Genomic DNA, 15,144 nt, shown 5'->3' on the forward strand with positions numbered 1-15,144 from the left:
TTTGGTTAATTTCACGTTTTAAAAAAAATTAGAATTGGAGAAATATTTAAGTCAGTTAAACGAAGCACAGTATGAGCCAACGGTTCAAATAGATGGACCAATGATTATCATTGCTGGTGCAGGATCTGGAAAAACTAGAGTACTCACATATCGCATTGCTTATTTGATGAGTAAAGGCGTGGACTCGTTTAATATTTTGGCGTTGACATTTACAAATAAAGCTGCCAAAGAAATGAAGGGCAGAATTGCAGATATTGTTGGGGATGGCGAAGCGAAAAATCTGTGGATGGGAACATTTCACTCTGTTTTTGCTAGAATATTGCGCTTTGAAGGGCATCATTTAGGTTTTCCGAGCAATTTTACCATTTACGATACTCAGGATTCCCAAAAACTATTGGGCTCTATTATTAAAGAGATGGGATTGGACAAGGATATTTATAAAACGAAACAAGTTTACAGTCGTATTTCTTCATATAAAAATAACCTCATTACAGTAAAAGCATATTTTAAAAATCCGGAATTGATAGAAGCAGATACAGCTGCAAGACGTCCTAGAATGGGAGAAATCTACAAGAATTATGTAGATCGGTGCTTTAAAGCAGGCGCGATGGATTTTGATGATTTGTTGTTGAGAACCAATGAGTTATTGACGCGATTTCCTAACGTTTTGGCGCAATATCAAAACAAGTTTAGATACATTTTGGTAGATGAGTACCAAGATACGAACCACTCCCAATATTTGATTGTTAGAGCGTTGTCTGATCGTTTTCAAAATATCTGCGTCGTTGGTGATGATGCGCAGAGTATTTATGCGTTTCGTGGTGCTAACATCAATAACATCTTAAACTTCCAAAAAGATTATGATGATGTCAAGGTGTATCGTTTAGAGCAAAATTACCGCTCGACCAAAAATATTGTAGGTGCAGCCAATTCTGTTATAGAACATAATAAAACGAAGCTCGATAAAGTCGTTTGGACTGCAAATGTAGAAGGTGAAAAAGTAAAAGTTCATCGCTCGCTTACTGATGGTGACGAAGGTAGATACGTTGCAAGTACCATTTGGGAAAACAAGATGAATAATCAACTTCCCAATAGTGATTTTGCTGTTTTATATAGAACCAATGCGCAATCCAGGGCTATTGAAGACGCACTTCGCAAACGAGATATCCCTTATCGTATTTATGGCGGACTGTCATTTTACCAACGCAAAGAGATCAAGGATGTAACTGCTTATTTGAGACTTATATTGAATCCTGCGGATGAGGAAGCGCTTAAACGCGTGATCAATTATCCTGCGAGAGGCATTGGCCAAACAACGGTTGATCGTTTGGTGGTTGCTGCAAATGGCTTCGGAAAATCGATTTTTGAAGTTCTTCAACATATTGATGAAATAGATATCAATATTAACAAAGGCACCAAAAATAAGCTGAAAGATTTTGTCACGCTCATTGAAAGTTACCAGGTGATGAACCAAACCGCAAATGCGTTTGAGTTGACTGAGCACGTGACCAAAACCAGCGGACTGATAAAGGAAGTCAACAAAGATGGTACACCAGAAGGTCAAGTAAGATTAGAAAACGTTGAGGAACTGTTAAACGGTATTAAGGATTTTGTTGAAGGTCAAATCGAAATTGCAGATGCAGGAGATTCTCTCGCAGAATTTCTTGAAGACGTTGCGCTCGCTACCGATCTAGATAGTGATAAAGGCGACCCTAACCACGTCGCAATGATGACCATTCACTTGGCAAAAGGTCTTGAATTTCCTTACGTATTCATCGTTGGTATGGAGGAGGATTTATTTCCAAGTGCCATGAGTATGAATACAAGAAGTGAGTTGGAGGAGGAGCGACGCTTATTTTACGTGGCGTTGACAAGAGCTGAAAAACAAGCGTATTTGACATACACCTTGTCGCGTTACCGCTGGGGAAAATTGATTGATGCAGAGCCTAGCAGATTCATAGAAGAGATCGATGACCAGTTTGTTGATATTATAACACCAATAAATGATCCTCGCCAAAACCCAATGTTGAGTGCAGATATTTTTGGAGATGTTGAGCCAAATCAAATTAGGTTTAAGAAACCAATAAGGAGAAAATCGGAAACGAAGGCACCTCCAAAATTTGTAGCACCTAAAAATTTAAAGCCTGTTTCTAAATCCAGCGCACCAGATAAAGCCAATCTTTTTGATGGTAATTTAGTCGTTGGTAACTTTGTTGAGCATAGTCGCTTCGGAAAAGGAGAAGTTCTAAAAATAGAAGGAAAGGGTGCAGATGTTAAGGCTGAAATTAATTTTGAAATTGGAGGCGTTAAGAAGTTGTTGCTAAGGTTTGCTAAATTGGATGTGCTTGGCTAAAATGCTTTCTTCGGAAATTTTATTCTTGGGAAGACCCAAACTTTCTAAGTTTAAAAATCAATGATTTTAATCCTTAAAATCTCCGAAGAGAAAATTATTCTAAATGCGTTTGTGTAAATGCTTTTAGCTTCGCCCAAGTGTCTAATAATTCTAGCCCGACCCAACCGTGTCCTGCATTTGGATAGAGTGTAAACTGGTGTGTCACTCCTAAATTAGATAATTTAGCTTCCATCTCAACGCCTTGACTTGTTGGTATTAACGGGTCTTGGCCACCGTAAAATAAAATGGTTGGAGGGGATGAAGCGTCGACTTGGTGATACGGACTGATTTCTTCTAAAAATGCTGTAGAGGTATCAATTCCGAAGGTATTAATAATTTCAATTAGAAAAGGATTCTCACTTTCTGTATATGCTGGATCTGTAAAATTCGCTGGTCCGACTATACTTGAGACCATTTTGATGTCGTCATCAGTATCATACGCATAACTCCAAAGCATAGATAAGTGCGCTCCAGCGCTTGTGCCAATAAAACCGATATCATTAGAGATCACGTATTCGTTTTGATACGCTTTTAAAAAATTGACTACGGTAGTAATATCATCTATTTGCATAGGAAATGGCGGATTATCTTGATCTGCAAGTCTGTAGTTGATATTTACAATAGCGAGATTTGGTAAATCCTGGCGAATAAGGTCTTTAATTGGATTCATATCTGCTTTGTCACCAGTGGTCCATCCGCCTCCATGAACTAAAATCATGACTTTGGTTTCTGTGGTTCTATTTGCTGGTAAATAGATGTCGAAGACTTGATCGTTATCATTTCCGTAGGACACATTTAGCTCTTGACGAAATTCTAAATTTGAATTTTCTCCTGGATCATTCCCGATTGAGCTATCATCTGATGAGCAGGATAAGCTGCTGATTGTCACAAAAAGCAACAACAATGAAAATTTAATTGTTTTCATAATAAAATAATTAATTACTTTGTAAACGTATTTCTAAGATACATATTATGGCTGAACTGATAAGAATTTATGAGGAAAATCCTAATCCTAAAGAAATTAGGAAGGTAATTGATGTGCTTAAAAAAGGCGGATTAATAATTTATCCCACAGATACTGTTTATGGTTTAGGGTGTGACATCACTAATATCAAGGCTTTAGAAAAGATTGCAAGAATTAAGGGTGTTAAACTTGAAAAGTCAAATTTCTCATTTATTTGTGAAGATTTGAGCAACCTAAGTGATTATGTAAAGCAAATTGATACGTCAACATTTAAAATTTTAAAACGTGCACTTCCTGGACCTTACACATTTATTTTACCAGGTTCTAATAATTTACCACATCCGTTTAAAAAACGTAAAACTGTTGGAATACGTGTTCCTAAAAATAACATTGCTCTAGAGATTGTAAGACAGCTTGGCAATCCAATTGTATCTACTTCTATTCGTGATGAAGATTATGTGATAGAATATACTACAGATCCTGAGTTAATTCTTGAAAAATGGGACATCCTTGTTGATTTGGTGATTGATGGAGGTTATGGTGATAATGAAGCATCCACTATAATTGACTTATCAGAATCTGAACCTTTGATAGTGAGGGAAGGTAAGGGGAGTTTGGAGATCTTTTAGGAATTAGTAAAAAGCAAAAGCAAAAAGCAAAAAAGCCCAATCTTTCGATTGGGCTTTCTTTATTTTTATGTCTTCAGGATTAATTTCCTTCAGTCATTGTTTTCATTTCTTGTTCTACCATTTCATAGAATTGATCTATCTTAGGTAATACAACGATACGAGTACGTCTGTTTTTTGCTTTGTTTTCCGCAGTATCATTCTCTACTAATGGTACGTAATAACTACGACCAGCAGCGATTAACTGTTGTGGGTTTACTTCCAGTTCTTCTAAAACTCTTACAACAGACGTTGCACGTTTTACACTTAAATCCCAGTTATCAACTAACACTCCTTTTGAGTAAGGTACATTATCTGTATGAGATTCTACCATAGCTTCAAAGTTAGGTTTGCTATTAATTACCTTAGCAACTTTAGCTAATACATCTTTAGCCTTGTTGGTTACATTATAGCTACCAGATTGGAATAATAATTTATCTGCAATAGATATAAAAACAACACCTTTTTCAACATTTACCTCAATATCTGGATCATTGATACCAACAGCCTTTTTAAGACTAGTTACAATTGCTAACGTTACACTATCTTTTCTTGTTAACGCATCTTGTAATCTTGTGATTTTAAGATCTTTTTCTTTTAAGCTCTCCAAAGATTTCTCCAAGTTCTCTGCTCCTTTTTGAGTCAAAGTTGTTAAATTACCTTTAGTATTGATCAAATCTTGATTAGTTTTACGCATATCTTCAAGTTGATCTTTCATAGTTTCCACTCTTGCCATTGCAGCCGACTTGTCAGACAAACAGCTATTTAATTTTACGGTAGCAGAATTTAATAGGTCTTGCGTTTCTTTTTGTTTTTGTTCTAGTGCCATAAATTCCTTCTTAGACACACATGAAGTCAAAATCAACATTCCAGCAACACTTAATAGCATTAATTTTCTCATAATTGTTTTTAAAAAATTAGTTATAAATTTTTTTTGTTCGATTGTTAGAACGTACCAAAATTAGATAAAAGAAGAATTGATATTAATGTATTTAACTAAAATTTTAACACATTTACTAACAATTAGTAGTAATAACGCTTTTTAACGAAATATGACCACACGATTGACTTGGTTTTGAAGTAGTTTTTTCTCTTCGGAAGTTTTTTGCGCTCACTCAAAAGTCTAGGCAAGTGCCAGTAAAAACTGAAATGAGCCCTTAATATCGCCACAAAATGAGCAAACTTTAAACGCAGCAGAAATCTCAAACCTGCAATCCCATCTAGTGTCAACCTGGTGAAAATGATTCCGAAGAGAACACCTTCTGCATTTTTGGTCAACGTAAATAGACTATTTCTAAAATTGAGATATGTTTTTTTAGGATTTACAGTATTTAACGTCGCGCCACCTACATGATATACTGTGGACGCACCAATATATTTCGCTTTAAATCCAGCATTAAAAGCTCTCCAGCACAAATCGATTTCCTCATAGTGTGCAAAATAGCTCTCATCAAATCCTCCCAAAATTTCAAAAATCGACTTTCTAATAAAAAAGCAGGCACCAGAAGTCCAGAAAATCTCAAGGTCATTATCATATTGGTGGTCATCTTTTTCTATCGTGTCAAAGATGCGACCTCTGCAATAGGCATAACCGTATTGATCAATAAATCCGCCAGCAGCTCCAGCATATTCAAAAAATGTCCTGTTTTTATAATCTAATATTTTAGGTTGTATGATAGCAGTACTGTCATTGATTTCAAACTCCGATATTATGGGATTGAGCCAATTTGGTGTGACTTCAACATCACTGTTTAAAAGGCAAAATACATCTGCATCAACTTGTTGTAGCGCATCGTTATAACCTTTCGCGTAACCACCATTGGTAGCGTTCTCGATAATTTTTACCTTCGGAAATTTGAGTTTTATAAATGCTACGGAATCATCTGTAGATGCATTATCAGCAACATAAACCTCAGCACTTTCAGAATACTGCGTGACCGATGGTAAGAATTTTTCTAGTAATTCCTTCCCGTTCCAGTTGAGTATGACGATTGCTACTTTCAGTATTGAATATATTTGTTTGCGATTTTAATTTGTGGATTTAATATAGCTAGGGATATCCTTCAAAAACTCATAACGCTCATTCTCAAAATCCATCCTACAATAATAATGATTAATTCCGTTAGTGACCATTAAATAGGTTGCGTTTAGTGATAGGTTGTAGCGTGCAATTTGGTCAAAAGTGGTCTGGTCTATTTTTATATTATGGGATTTGCACTCTACAATGAGGTGGATGCTCCCATCTGTATTGAAAATCACGATGTCGTATCGTTTTGATAACCCGTTGACCTTTAACTCTTTTTCTACATTAATCAACGATTGAGGATAGTTTTTATGCTGAATTAAATACTGAACGCAGTGTTGACGCACCCATTCTTCGGGTTGCAAAACGATGAATTTTTTGCGAATCCCATCAAAAATAGAAACTTTATTTTCGTTACTTTTGAAACGGAATTCATACTTCGGAAAATTTAATTCTTGCATTAAGATGTATTCAGATTTTCTTCAAAGTTACTCCACTCTAAACGAAATCCAAAAGTGCTATTTATTTTTTTGGAATTCGGGATTTAATAATTTGGAATTTTTCAGCAATTGGAAGACGTTAAAAAGATAGTATCAGATTTAAAAAGAGGAGATATAAAGCCTATTTACTTCCTTATGGGTGAGGAGCCTTATTACATTGATGCCATATCCAGTTATATTGAAAAAAATGTACTTTCTGAAGAAGAAAAGGGATTTAACCAAATGGTGCTTTATGGTCGTGATATTTCGGTAGATGACATTGTCTCAAATGCCAAGAGATATCCTATGATGGCTGAGAGACAGGTAGTGATTATAAAAGAGTCCCAGGATTTATCAAGAACTATAGAAAAGCTTGCAGCCTATGCTGCTAATCCACAACCCACAACACTTCTGGTTGTTAATTATAAATACAAGAAAATTGACAAACGAAAAGCGCTCTTTAAGGCTATAAAGAAAAGTGGAGGCGTAGTTTTTGAAAGTAAAAAGTTATATGAGAATCAAGTGTCAGACTGGATACGTCGAGTGCTTTCTGGACAAAATTATACGATTTCCCCAAAAGCTTCTCAAATGCTAGTTGAATTCTTGGGAACAGATTTGGGCAAGATCAATAATGAACTTGAAAAATTAAAGATCGTTTTGCCAGAAGGCACGCAAATTTCCGCAGAACATATTGAAGAGCATATTGGGATTAGTAAAGATTATAACAATTTTGAACTGCGTAAAGCTATTGGTGCATTGGACAAGGTAAAAGCATTTAAGATTGTAAATTATTTTGGTGATAATCCAAAGGATAACCCAATGGTTGTAACGGTTTCTTTATTGTTTAGTTTCTTTTCCCAGCTTTTACATTATCATGGACTCAATGATAAAAATCCACGAAACGTGGCTTCTTCACTTAAAATAAATCCATATTTCGTTAATGAATATGTATCTGCAGCGCGAAATTTTCCGATGCGAAAAGTTAGTGAAGTGGTCTCGACACTTCGAGAATTTGATGTTAGGGGAAAGGGCGTAAATTCAAATGCTGTACCTCAAGGCGACTTATTAAAAGAATTAATGGTACGCATCTTTACATAAGCTTTAACACCTATTAACATAAAGTATTAAATCATCGTTAAACCCTGTAAAATATAGTGTTTTGGGCTTTTAATGTGTTATATTAAAGTAATCGAAATATTAACAACATAAAAACCAAAATAGAAAATGGAAAATTTAAATAAGAAAACAGTAGCAATATTAGCAACCAACGGATTTGAAGAAAGTGAACTTAGAGAGCCAATGAAGGCTCTTAAAGAAGCTGGAGCAGAGGTGCATATTATTTCCGAAGAATCAGGAAAGATTAAATCTTGGGCTGATGGAAATTGGGGTAAAGAATATGACGTTGATAAAACATTAGATCAAGTATCGCAGTTTGACTATAATGCTCTTGTATTACCAGGAGGAGTTATTAACCCAGATAAATTAAGACGAAATGAAAAAGCAGTAAGTTTTACGAGGTCATTTTTTGAAAATCATAAGCCAGTAGGTGCAATTTGTCATGCACCATGGTTATTGGTGGAAGCTGACGTATTAAAGGATAGAAATGTAACTTCTTTTAGTTCAATAAGAAAAGATATTGAAAATGCTGGAGCCAACTGGTTTGATAAAGAAGTAGTATGTGATCAGGGCTTGGTTACCAGTAGAAATCCAAATGATTTACCAGCATTTTGCTCTAAATTAGTAGAGGAAATTTATGAAGGTAAGCATAAAATGCAAACTGCCTAATTAAAATTAAAATGTAATTATGGGAAAACAAAAAAATCATGGTGCAAGCATTAAAAACGATGCTCAATATGAAGCCCTCAAAGACGAAGGTTATAGCAAAGAAAAAGCTGCTAGAATAGCTAACACTGAAAACTCTGGTAAAAAAGGAGGGAAAGCTAAACCTTATGAAGAACGAACCAAAGATGACTTGTATGATCAAGCAAAAAAGGTAGGTATAGATGGTAGAAGTAACATGAATAAAGAAGAGCTAATCAAAGCTCTGAGAAATAATTAAGTTTTCTATTTACATTTTGAAGCGCAATATCAATTATGTTGATATTGCGCTTTTTTTGTTTCTGATTATGTTGGAAAAGTACATAAATGACAATTTTCCTTTCAATTTTAATACGGTCAATAACGGTACAGAACACGTAATTACCGTTGTTTAATATTGTTGTCATTCCTAATAAAATCTTTATTAATTGAAATTAATTTGTTTCTGCAGTCATCTATGATTTTCTTTTGAAATTGATTAGTGAAATTAATGAAACCAAAGCCCAAACTCCTTCAAGTATAACAAATGGGTAATAAGTCATAAGTATAGAAGCTAAACAGGCCATACTTGCTCCAGCTAAATTGAGCAATATAAAACTGAGATCATTATTATTTATTTTTCCTATTACGTTGAGTATGTAAGCCAATAGAATTTGAAAAACGCCGATACAGCCAATCCAATCAATAGTGTTCATTTTTAGATATTTTATGCAATTAATTTTGTTTTATTAAATGACTGGAATTTTAATAAAGTAAGTAAATAAAATAAACCAACTCTGTGAATAAAACTTTCAGAACATACGTTTTATGGGCAGGACTTATTCGGTGGCCAATATGTTGCTTATAATTTCAATGAATTTTTCATTCCATTTTTTATAATCGTGTCCACCTTCAAATTCATGGATATCTGCAAATAAATCAAGTTTTTCGTATTTCGATTTTAAAAATTCCGCATCTTCTTTAAGAAAGGATGGTTCTTTGCTTCCATATTGCAAATATAATTTAGGATAATCTATATTCTTCTCCCAGGCACTCGATTGGACATCTCCACCAAACGTAGAAAAGCAAAGGTAGGTGCCAATCGTATTTGGATATTTATTTAATAAATATAAACCAAAGCCTGCTCCATTTGAAACACCATAAAAATATCTATCCTCTTTGGTTAGTTTCTGGTTAAATTTTTGCTCTACGGAAGACAATAATTCAGTATTAAAATATCGCATATGGTTGTCAAACCTGTTGGCTAATTCTGGATTATTGTTACCTTCAGAATATTGATCTACGTATTCAAAATATCTTAATGTTAAATACATAGTGTCTCCATTGCCCAAGGTACCACTACTGTCGGCAATTTTATTATTTGAATAACTTTTAATCAGTATTACGGGATCTATGATTTTATTGTTGATTAATGAGTCTAATGTTCTCTTGTAAAAACTGTTCTCTGTGATTTTGTTGCCATCTGTAGAGTATATGATCGGGTATGTTTTTGTGTCATCAAATCCTTTTGGTAAATAGACATTATGTTTTCGGTATTCGTCTAAATAGTCACTGTAAATTGAATCGGTAAAAAATTTAGATTCTGAATTTGAAGTTGATTTTTTTGATTGGCAAGACATTATTGATAAGGTTATAATTCCAATTATTACTATTCCTAATTTTTTTATCATAGATTATTATTGAATGCGGAAAGATATTTTGTATGATTTTTAGTCTATTATGTTATTATAAACTTTTGGCAAAAGGCGTTTTTTCTGAAGGCAGATTGAGATTAGCTAACATTTTTTTCAATTCTAAAAATGAATTTTTTTCAATCAACTGTGAATTAATTGTCAGTTTTTTTTGCTTCGAGTATAAGATGTAATCTCCCGCAAAGTGTTTGATATAATTGATATCGTCAAGTTTTATTTTATGATTTGATCCAATTATTCTTTTTTTTATAATAGTTCCGTTCTTTATAATTAAATATTGATTTGTCAAGTCATATAGATATTGTCCCAAAAAAAGAACTCCGAACAATAAATGTATAACATTTGGCCAACGGGAATTATCACGGTCTATAACACTATACAAACCAATCCCTATCCATACTATGGCGAAAATTAATGTGCTTATTAATCGTTTCTTCTTAAATTTTATTTTCATTTATCTATTTGGTTTTCATTATTAATTAAGTTTTCTGGATTACATAGTCTTAAACTTTATTTGATAACTGATTAAAGCCTGATATTTTCAGAAAAAAAATCAAATCTCTTCCAACTGCATATTATAGTCATACTGCAAATCTTCATGAAGGTTCAAAACCTTTTTGGTAATCGCTTCAATATTACGGTCATAAAGATTGGTTAGTGTTGTATTTCGGTTAATAGACGGTTTCATGTTCTTTAGCTTTTTGCAAAAGTAGAGTAGCAGTTCAACTTCGGTTTCCTTATTGAGTGAATAACGTATGTATTTTTTAGTGTTCCGAAGAATCTTGCGTACACTTTTCTTAATATAAAAAAAACTATTGGTATTAATGAGCTCAAACTGTTCATCAATTTCTGCCTTTACGGTCTCAATGTAGCCAGCTTCACTATCAGCTTCAAATAACAAATAGGTGAGTAGCTCTTTATTTTCCTTTTTAAAACGGGATAAGCGCAAACAAAGTTCTGCCAATTCTTGGTTGGTTTTATGTTTAAGTTCTTTTCTTATGGTAACTACCGAAACTGCTTTCATAACTGAGTAATAAGTTTTTGTTTGAGCAAATCATTTATCCAATCAGGTTAATGAATACCTTAAAATCTAGGTAAATTAGATTGAATTTAAAATTAAACTTTTATGCCATTTATAACAAATAAAACACAAGAAGAAAACGTAGATATATTTTATGAAGACTATGGATCTGGACAACCAGTGATATTGATCCACGGTTGGCCACTAAGTCGTAAATCTTGGGAGCAACAAGTCTGGAAAATCGTAGAAGCAGGATACAGATGTATTTCTTATGACCGTCGTGGTTTTGGAATTTCATCCTCACCTTGGAACAATTATGATTATTCATCGCTCACAACAGACCTTAACCAACTCATAAAACAATTAGAGCTCAAAGATGTGGTTCTTGTTGGTTTCTCAATGGGTGGAGGAGAAGTGGTGCGTTATTTTACCGACTTTGGAAATGAGAATATCGCAAAAGCTGCATTAATAAGTAGTATCATTCCTTTAGTTAAGAAAAAAGAAGACAATCCAGATGGAGTGCCAGAAAAAGATCTTGAAGGAATCAAAGACGCTCTAGAAAATGACCGTGTAGGGTTCTTAAAGGAATTCTCAAAAGGCTTTTATAACTATAAAGACAATAAAGATCGTGTTAGTGAAGCACAATTAGATTACGATTTTATAGTTGCCTCACATGCATCGCCACGTGCAACCATTGAAACCGCAAAGGCTTGGATGGATACCGATTTTAGATCAGAGCTAAAAAATGTAAAAGTGCCAACGTTAATTGTTCATGGAGACGCAGATGGTACAGTGCCAATTGAAACATCTGCAAAACAAGCTCACGAAGGAATAGACAATAGTAAACTTGAAGTCATTAAAGGAGCTCCTCATGGTCTAAATGTTACTCATAAAGACGAGTTCAATAAAATTTTAATAGACTTCTTAAAGAAGTAATTTAAAATTAAGAAATACAGAAAAATCTAAATAAAAAAAGCTAGTTAGCATAACGCCAAACTAGCTTTTTTTGTATTTAATTTCTTCGGAATTAAAACATCTGTAATAAAAACCATTTACGATATAATAGTTTTTATTATTAATTTAATTTCTATCTATTGAGATTTTTCCTGGTCCTGCTAAAAAGATGGCAATAAATGCGATCATGTATAACAAAGCGTGTTCTTTCGTTGCAAGATCATCTTTAGCGTGAACTACAAATGCAGCTACCAACATTGTAAGAGCAGCAGGTATTGCAGCCCATTTGGTTTTAAAGCCTATAATGATAAGTATTGGAGCTATCACTTCTCCAATTAGACATAAAATTAGTGAAGGCAGTGCACCAATTCCCAATGGGTCTGGAAATGTTGAGGGATCTGAAAGTTTACTTATTTTAGGAATACCGTGAGTGAGCATGAATCCGCCAAAACCTACTCTAAGTAGTAATAGCGCTAAATCTGTGAAGTTTTTTTTCATATAATATGGTTGAGTTAGTTTCTGGTGAAGACAAATATCAAAAAAATATAATTACAATTTGAAAATTTAGAAAAAAAACTAAAATTCTTATACTCAATCACAAAAAATCAATTATTGAGTTACAAGAATCACTAGGGTAAGCTCCATCTAGTAAAATCAGGAAACAGGGTATTAGTATTTTAGAAGACTAAAGTAATACTATTATCTCAACTTCGGATAATCAGCAGGATTCATTTCGTGCATAACTTCATAAACTGCTTCAAAAATATCCTCTATTGAAGGTTTTGAGAAATAATCACCATCAGTCCCGTATGCAGGACGGTGTGGTCTTGCGGTTAAGGTTTTTGGCTGACTGTCTAAATATTGGAAACCGTTTTGGGTGTTTAATATTTCATTTAAAATATAAGCGGAAGCTCCTCCAGGTACATCCTCGTCAATAACCATCAAGCGATTCGTTTTTGCAAGACTCTTTACGATATCATGATTAATATCAAAGGGTAATAATGATTGTACATCAATAACCTCTGCATCAATACCAACTTCTTGTAATTCTTTTGCGGTCTGTGCCACCATGCGCAGCGTTGATCCGTAGGAAACTAAAGTAATATCTGCACCTTCTTTTACAGTCTCTACAACACCAATTGGTGTTTTAAATTCTCCAATATTATTTGGCATTTTTTCTTTTAAACGGTAACCATTTAAGCATTCTATAACCAATGCAGGCTCATCACTTTCTAAAAGTGTGTTGTAAAAACCAGCAGCTTTAGTCATATTTCTTGGTACGAGTACGTGAATACCTCTTATCAAATTGATAATACCTCCTAATTGCGAACCAGAATGCCAAATCCCCTCAAGTCTGTGGCCTCTGGTACGCACAATTAACGGTGCTTTTTGTTTTCCTTTTGTTCTATATTGAAGCGTTGCCAAATCATCGCTCATAATTTGTAGAGCATAGAGAATATAGTCCAAATATTGAATTTCGGCAATTGGTCGTAAACCACGCATTGCCATCCCGATGCCTTGTCCGAGAATTGTAGCCTCTCTTATACCTGCATCGGCAACTCGAAGTTCACCATATTTTTCCTGCAGTCCTTCTAAACCTTGGTTGACGTCACCAATGTTTCCGGAGTCTTCTCCAAATATTAATGCTTCAGGATTATTTCCGAAGATATAATCAAAATTATCCCTAATAATCAAACGAGCATCTACTTGCTCTGCGTCATCACTGTAAGTAGGTTTTACTTCGGAAACATTAAAAGCAGACCACTTTGACTGACTATGCAAATGTGAGCTGTAATTAGGTTGAACGGTATCTAAGTAGGAATTGATCCAATTTTGAAGTTGGGTCTTTTCACTAAAATCTTCTCCAACGAGGTAGCGTAGACATTTCCTGCACGAAGAGATCACATCTTTTCTTCCAGGTTCTTGAATTTCAGCTAAATCATTAATAATCTTAGTTATAAAAACTTGGTTAGCACTTTTTTGAGATGCTGCAGTTATTAATTGAATGGCTTGTTTTTTCTCTGCCAGAATTGGTTTTAAAAATGCATTCCATGCTGCCTTTTTACCTTCTCTAACTTCCTTTTTTATATGTTTAGTTATCGCATCTAGTTCTTCTTCGGTAGCAATTTCATTGTTGATCAACCAAAGTTTCATTTGTGCAATACAGTCAAAATCTTTTTCCCAATCTAGACGGTCCTTACTTTTGTAACGTTCGTGACTACCAGAGGTTGAGTGTCCTTGCGGTTGCGTTAATTCTACAACGTGAATCATCACGGGTACGTGCTCTTCTCGGGCAATCTGTTCTGCTTTTTGGTAAGTTTCAACCAACGCGGTATAATCCCAACCCTTAACTTTTAAAATTTCGTATCCTTTGTTATCTTCGTCTCTTTGAAATCCCTTGAGGATTTCAGAAATATTTTCTTTCGTGGTCTGGTGTCTTGCATGTACAGAAATCCCGTACTCATCATCCCAAATATTGATAACCATTGGCACTTGTAAAACGCCTGCAGCATTAATGGTTTCAAAAAATAATCCTTCACTTGTACTTGCATTACCAATAGTTCCCCAAGCAATTTCATTGCCTTTTACTGAGAATTTTTCGGTATCAATCCCAGAAACATTTCTATATATTTTTGATGCTTGAGCTAAACCTAAAAGTCTTGGCATTTGCCCAGCTGTAGGAGAAATATCTGCACTAGAATTTTTTTGTTGGGTTAAGTTTTTCCATTCACCATTTTCATCTAAGCTATGAGTGCCAAAATGACCACCCATTTGGCGTCCAGCACTCATGGGATCTGCTTCTATAGAAGTATGTGCATAAAGCCCAGCGAAAAACTGTTCTATGGTTAATTTGCCAATAGCCATCATAAAGGTTTGGTCACGATAGTAACCAGAACGGAAATCACCGTTTTTAAAAACCTTTGCCCAGGCCAATTGTGGGATTTCTTTACCATCACCAAAAATCCCAAATTTTGCTTTACCGGTTAACACTTCACGACGACCTAAAAGACTACATTCTCTGCTGGTTACAGCAATACGGTAATCGTTTAGGATTTCGTCTTTAAAATCCTTAAAAGTAATTTCAGAAGGTGTCTTTGTTGTTGTCGGCATAGCTGTAAATAATTAGATACAAATTT

The 15,144-nt window shown here is 34.4% G+C and carries 16 protein-coding genes; 6 read left to right on the forward strand and 10 right to left on the reverse strand.

Features of this window, described 5'->3' with window-relative positions; genetic code table 11:
- Window positions 1-34 precede the first annotated feature (34 nt).
- The gene (locus GQ40_RS03255; protein WP_047545702.1) at window positions 35-2,353 is read left to right on the forward strand and encodes an ATP-dependent helicase; all 2,319 of its coding nucleotides are present in this window, start codon (window positions 35-37) and stop codon (window positions 2,351-2,353) included.
- Between the two features lie 94 nt (window positions 2,354-2,447).
- Here the strand turns inward: GQ40_RS03255 and GQ40_RS03260 are convergent, their stop codons facing one another.
- Window positions 2,448-3,317: an alpha/beta hydrolase gene (locus tag GQ40_RS03260; RefSeq protein WP_047545704.1), complete on the reverse strand. Its 870-nt coding sequence runs from the start codon at window positions 3,315-3,317 to the stop codon at window positions 2,448-2,450.
- Window positions 3,318-3,364: 47 nt separating this feature from the next.
- On the opposite strand from GQ40_RS03260, the gene GQ40_RS03265 reads away from it, so the two are divergent.
- The gene (locus tag GQ40_RS03265) at window positions 3,365-3,985 is read left to right on the forward strand and encodes an L-threonylcarbamoyladenylate synthase (RefSeq protein ID WP_047545705.1); all 621 of its coding nucleotides are present in this window, start codon (window positions 3,365-3,367) and stop codon (window positions 3,983-3,985) included.
- Window positions 3,986-4,064: 79 nt separating this feature from the next.
- Here the strand turns inward: GQ40_RS03265 and GQ40_RS03270 are convergent, their stop codons facing one another.
- From GQ40_RS03270 to GQ40_RS03280, 3 genes are all read right to left on the reverse strand, one after another.
- Window positions 4,065-4,922 carry a flagellar motor protein MotB gene (locus GQ40_RS03270; RefSeq protein ID WP_047545707.1) on the reverse strand — a complete coding sequence of 286 codons (858 nt, stop codon included), beginning with the start codon at window positions 4,920-4,922 and terminating at the stop codon, window positions 4,065-4,067.
- Window positions 4,923-5,044: 122 nt separating this feature from the next.
- Entirely contained in the window at window positions 5,045-6,037 is a 993-nt protein-coding gene (locus GQ40_RS03275; RefSeq protein WP_316931482.1) for a glycosyltransferase family 2 protein, read from the reverse strand.
- Between the two features lie 12 nt (window positions 6,038-6,049).
- Window positions 6,050-6,505 (reverse strand): type I restriction enzyme HsdR N-terminal domain-containing protein, encoded by a 456-nt coding sequence (locus tag GQ40_RS03280; protein WP_047545710.1) that lies wholly within the window; start codon window positions 6,503-6,505, stop codon window positions 6,050-6,052.
- 108 nt (window positions 6,506-6,613) lie between these two features.
- On the opposite strand from GQ40_RS03280, the gene holA reads away from it, so the two are divergent.
- From holA to GQ40_RS03295, 3 genes are all read left to right on the forward strand, one after another.
- On the forward strand, window positions 6,614-7,621 hold the full coding sequence (gene holA, locus GQ40_RS03285) for a DNA polymerase III subunit delta (protein ID WP_047545712.1): 1,008 nt from the start codon (window positions 6,614-6,616) through the stop codon (window positions 7,619-7,621).
- Window positions 7,622-7,747: 126 nt separating this feature from the next.
- Window positions 7,748-8,308, forward strand: a complete 561-nt coding sequence (locus GQ40_RS03290; RefSeq protein ID WP_047545714.1) for a type 1 glutamine amidotransferase domain-containing protein — start codon at window positions 7,748-7,750, stop codon at window positions 8,306-8,308.
- 19 nt (window positions 8,309-8,327) lie between these two features.
- A complete protein-coding gene (locus tag GQ40_RS03295; RefSeq protein WP_047545716.1) occupies window positions 8,328-8,582 on the forward strand; it encodes a Rho termination factor N-terminal domain-containing protein in 255 nt (84 codons plus the stop codon).
- Between the two features lie 214 nt (window positions 8,583-8,796).
- Here the strand turns inward: GQ40_RS03295 and GQ40_RS03300 are convergent, their stop codons facing one another.
- From GQ40_RS03300 to GQ40_RS03315, 4 genes are all read right to left on the reverse strand, one after another.
- On the reverse strand, window positions 8,797-9,036 hold the full coding sequence (locus GQ40_RS03300) for a CBU_0592 family membrane protein (protein WP_047545718.1): 240 nt from the start codon (window positions 9,034-9,036) through the stop codon (window positions 8,797-8,799).
- 123 nt (window positions 9,037-9,159) lie between these two features.
- A complete protein-coding gene (locus GQ40_RS03305) occupies window positions 9,160-10,011 on the reverse strand; it encodes an alpha/beta hydrolase (RefSeq protein ID WP_047545720.1) in 852 nt (283 codons plus the stop codon).
- A gap of 55 nt (window positions 10,012-10,066) precedes the next feature.
- Complete coding sequence (locus GQ40_RS03310; protein ID WP_047545722.1) at window positions 10,067-10,486, reverse strand: hypothetical protein; 420 nt, start codon at window positions 10,484-10,486, stop codon at window positions 10,067-10,069.
- A 99-nt stretch (window positions 10,487-10,585) separates the two neighbouring features.
- Window positions 10,586-11,056, reverse strand: a complete 471-nt coding sequence (locus GQ40_RS03315) for a hypothetical protein (RefSeq protein ID WP_047545723.1) — start codon at window positions 11,054-11,056, stop codon at window positions 10,586-10,588.
- 102 nt (window positions 11,057-11,158) lie between these two features.
- Here GQ40_RS03315 and GQ40_RS03320 point away from each other — a divergent pair, with 102 nt between their 5' ends.
- Entirely contained in the window at window positions 11,159-11,989 is an 831-nt protein-coding gene (locus GQ40_RS03320; RefSeq protein ID WP_047545725.1) for an alpha/beta fold hydrolase, read from the forward strand.
- 144 nt (window positions 11,990-12,133) lie between these two features.
- Here the strand turns inward: GQ40_RS03320 and GQ40_RS03325 are convergent, their stop codons facing one another.
- Window positions 12,134-12,505 (reverse strand): DoxX family protein, encoded by a 372-nt coding sequence (locus GQ40_RS03325; protein ID WP_047545727.1) that lies wholly within the window; start codon window positions 12,503-12,505, stop codon window positions 12,134-12,136.
- A 201-nt stretch (window positions 12,506-12,706) separates the two neighbouring features.
- Entirely contained in the window at window positions 12,707-15,118 is a 2,412-nt protein-coding gene (locus tag GQ40_RS03330) for a thiamine pyrophosphate-dependent enzyme (protein ID WP_047545729.1), read from the reverse strand.
- Window positions 15,119-15,144: the final 26 nt, after the last annotated feature.

This window comes from Psychroserpens sp. Hel_I_66, from assembly GCF_000799465.1.
GTDB lineage: Bacteria > Bacteroidota > Bacteroidia > Flavobacteriales > Flavobacteriaceae > Psychroserpens.

What these genes read in the sequence shown, in the direction of transcription:
- GQ40_RS03260 (WP_047545704.1), bottom strand. Translation starts at nt 3,317, where the DNA reads ATGAAAACAATTAAATTTTCATTGTTGTTGCTTTTTGTGACAATCAGC.
- GQ40_RS03265 (WP_047545705.1), top strand. Translation starts at nt 3,365, where the DNA reads ATGGCTGAACTGATAAGAATTTATGAGGAAAATCCTAATCCTAAAGAA.
- GQ40_RS03270 (WP_047545707.1), bottom strand. Translation starts at nt 4,922, where the DNA reads ATGAGAAAATTAATGCTATTAAGTGTTGCTGGAATGTTGATTTTGACT.
- GQ40_RS03280 (WP_047545710.1), bottom strand. Translation starts at nt 6,505, where the DNA reads ATGCAAGAATTAAATTTTCCGAAGTATGAATTCCGTTTCAAAAGTAAC.
- GQ40_RS03290 (WP_047545714.1), top strand. Translation starts at nt 7,748, where the DNA reads ATGGAAAATTTAAATAAGAAAACAGTAGCAATATTAGCAACCAACGGA.
- GQ40_RS03295 (WP_047545716.1), top strand. Translation starts at nt 8,328, where the DNA reads ATGGGAAAACAAAAAAATCATGGTGCAAGCATTAAAAACGATGCTCAA.
- GQ40_RS03300 (WP_047545718.1), bottom strand. Translation starts at nt 9,036, where the DNA reads ATGAACACTATTGATTGGATTGGCTGTATCGGCGTTTTTCAAATTCTA.
- GQ40_RS03305 (WP_047545720.1), bottom strand. Translation starts at nt 10,011, where the DNA reads ATGATAAAAAAATTAGGAATAGTAATAATTGGAATTATAACCTTATCA.
- GQ40_RS03310 (WP_047545722.1), bottom strand. Translation starts at nt 10,486, where the DNA reads ATGAAAATAAAATTTAAGAAGAAACGATTAATAAGCACATTAATTTTC.
- GQ40_RS03315 (WP_047545723.1), bottom strand. Translation starts at nt 11,056, where the DNA reads ATGAAAGCAGTTTCGGTAGTTACCATAAGAAAAGAACTTAAACATAAA.
- GQ40_RS03320 (WP_047545725.1), top strand. Translation starts at nt 11,159, where the DNA reads ATGCCATTTATAACAAATAAAACACAAGAAGAAAACGTAGATATATTT.
- GQ40_RS03325 (WP_047545727.1), bottom strand. Translation starts at nt 12,505, where the DNA reads ATGAAAAAAAACTTCACAGATTTAGCGCTATTACTACTTAGAGTAGGT.
- GQ40_RS03330 (WP_047545729.1), bottom strand. Translation starts at nt 15,118, where the DNA reads ATGCCGACAACAACAAAGACACCTTCTGAAATTACTTTTAAGGATTTT.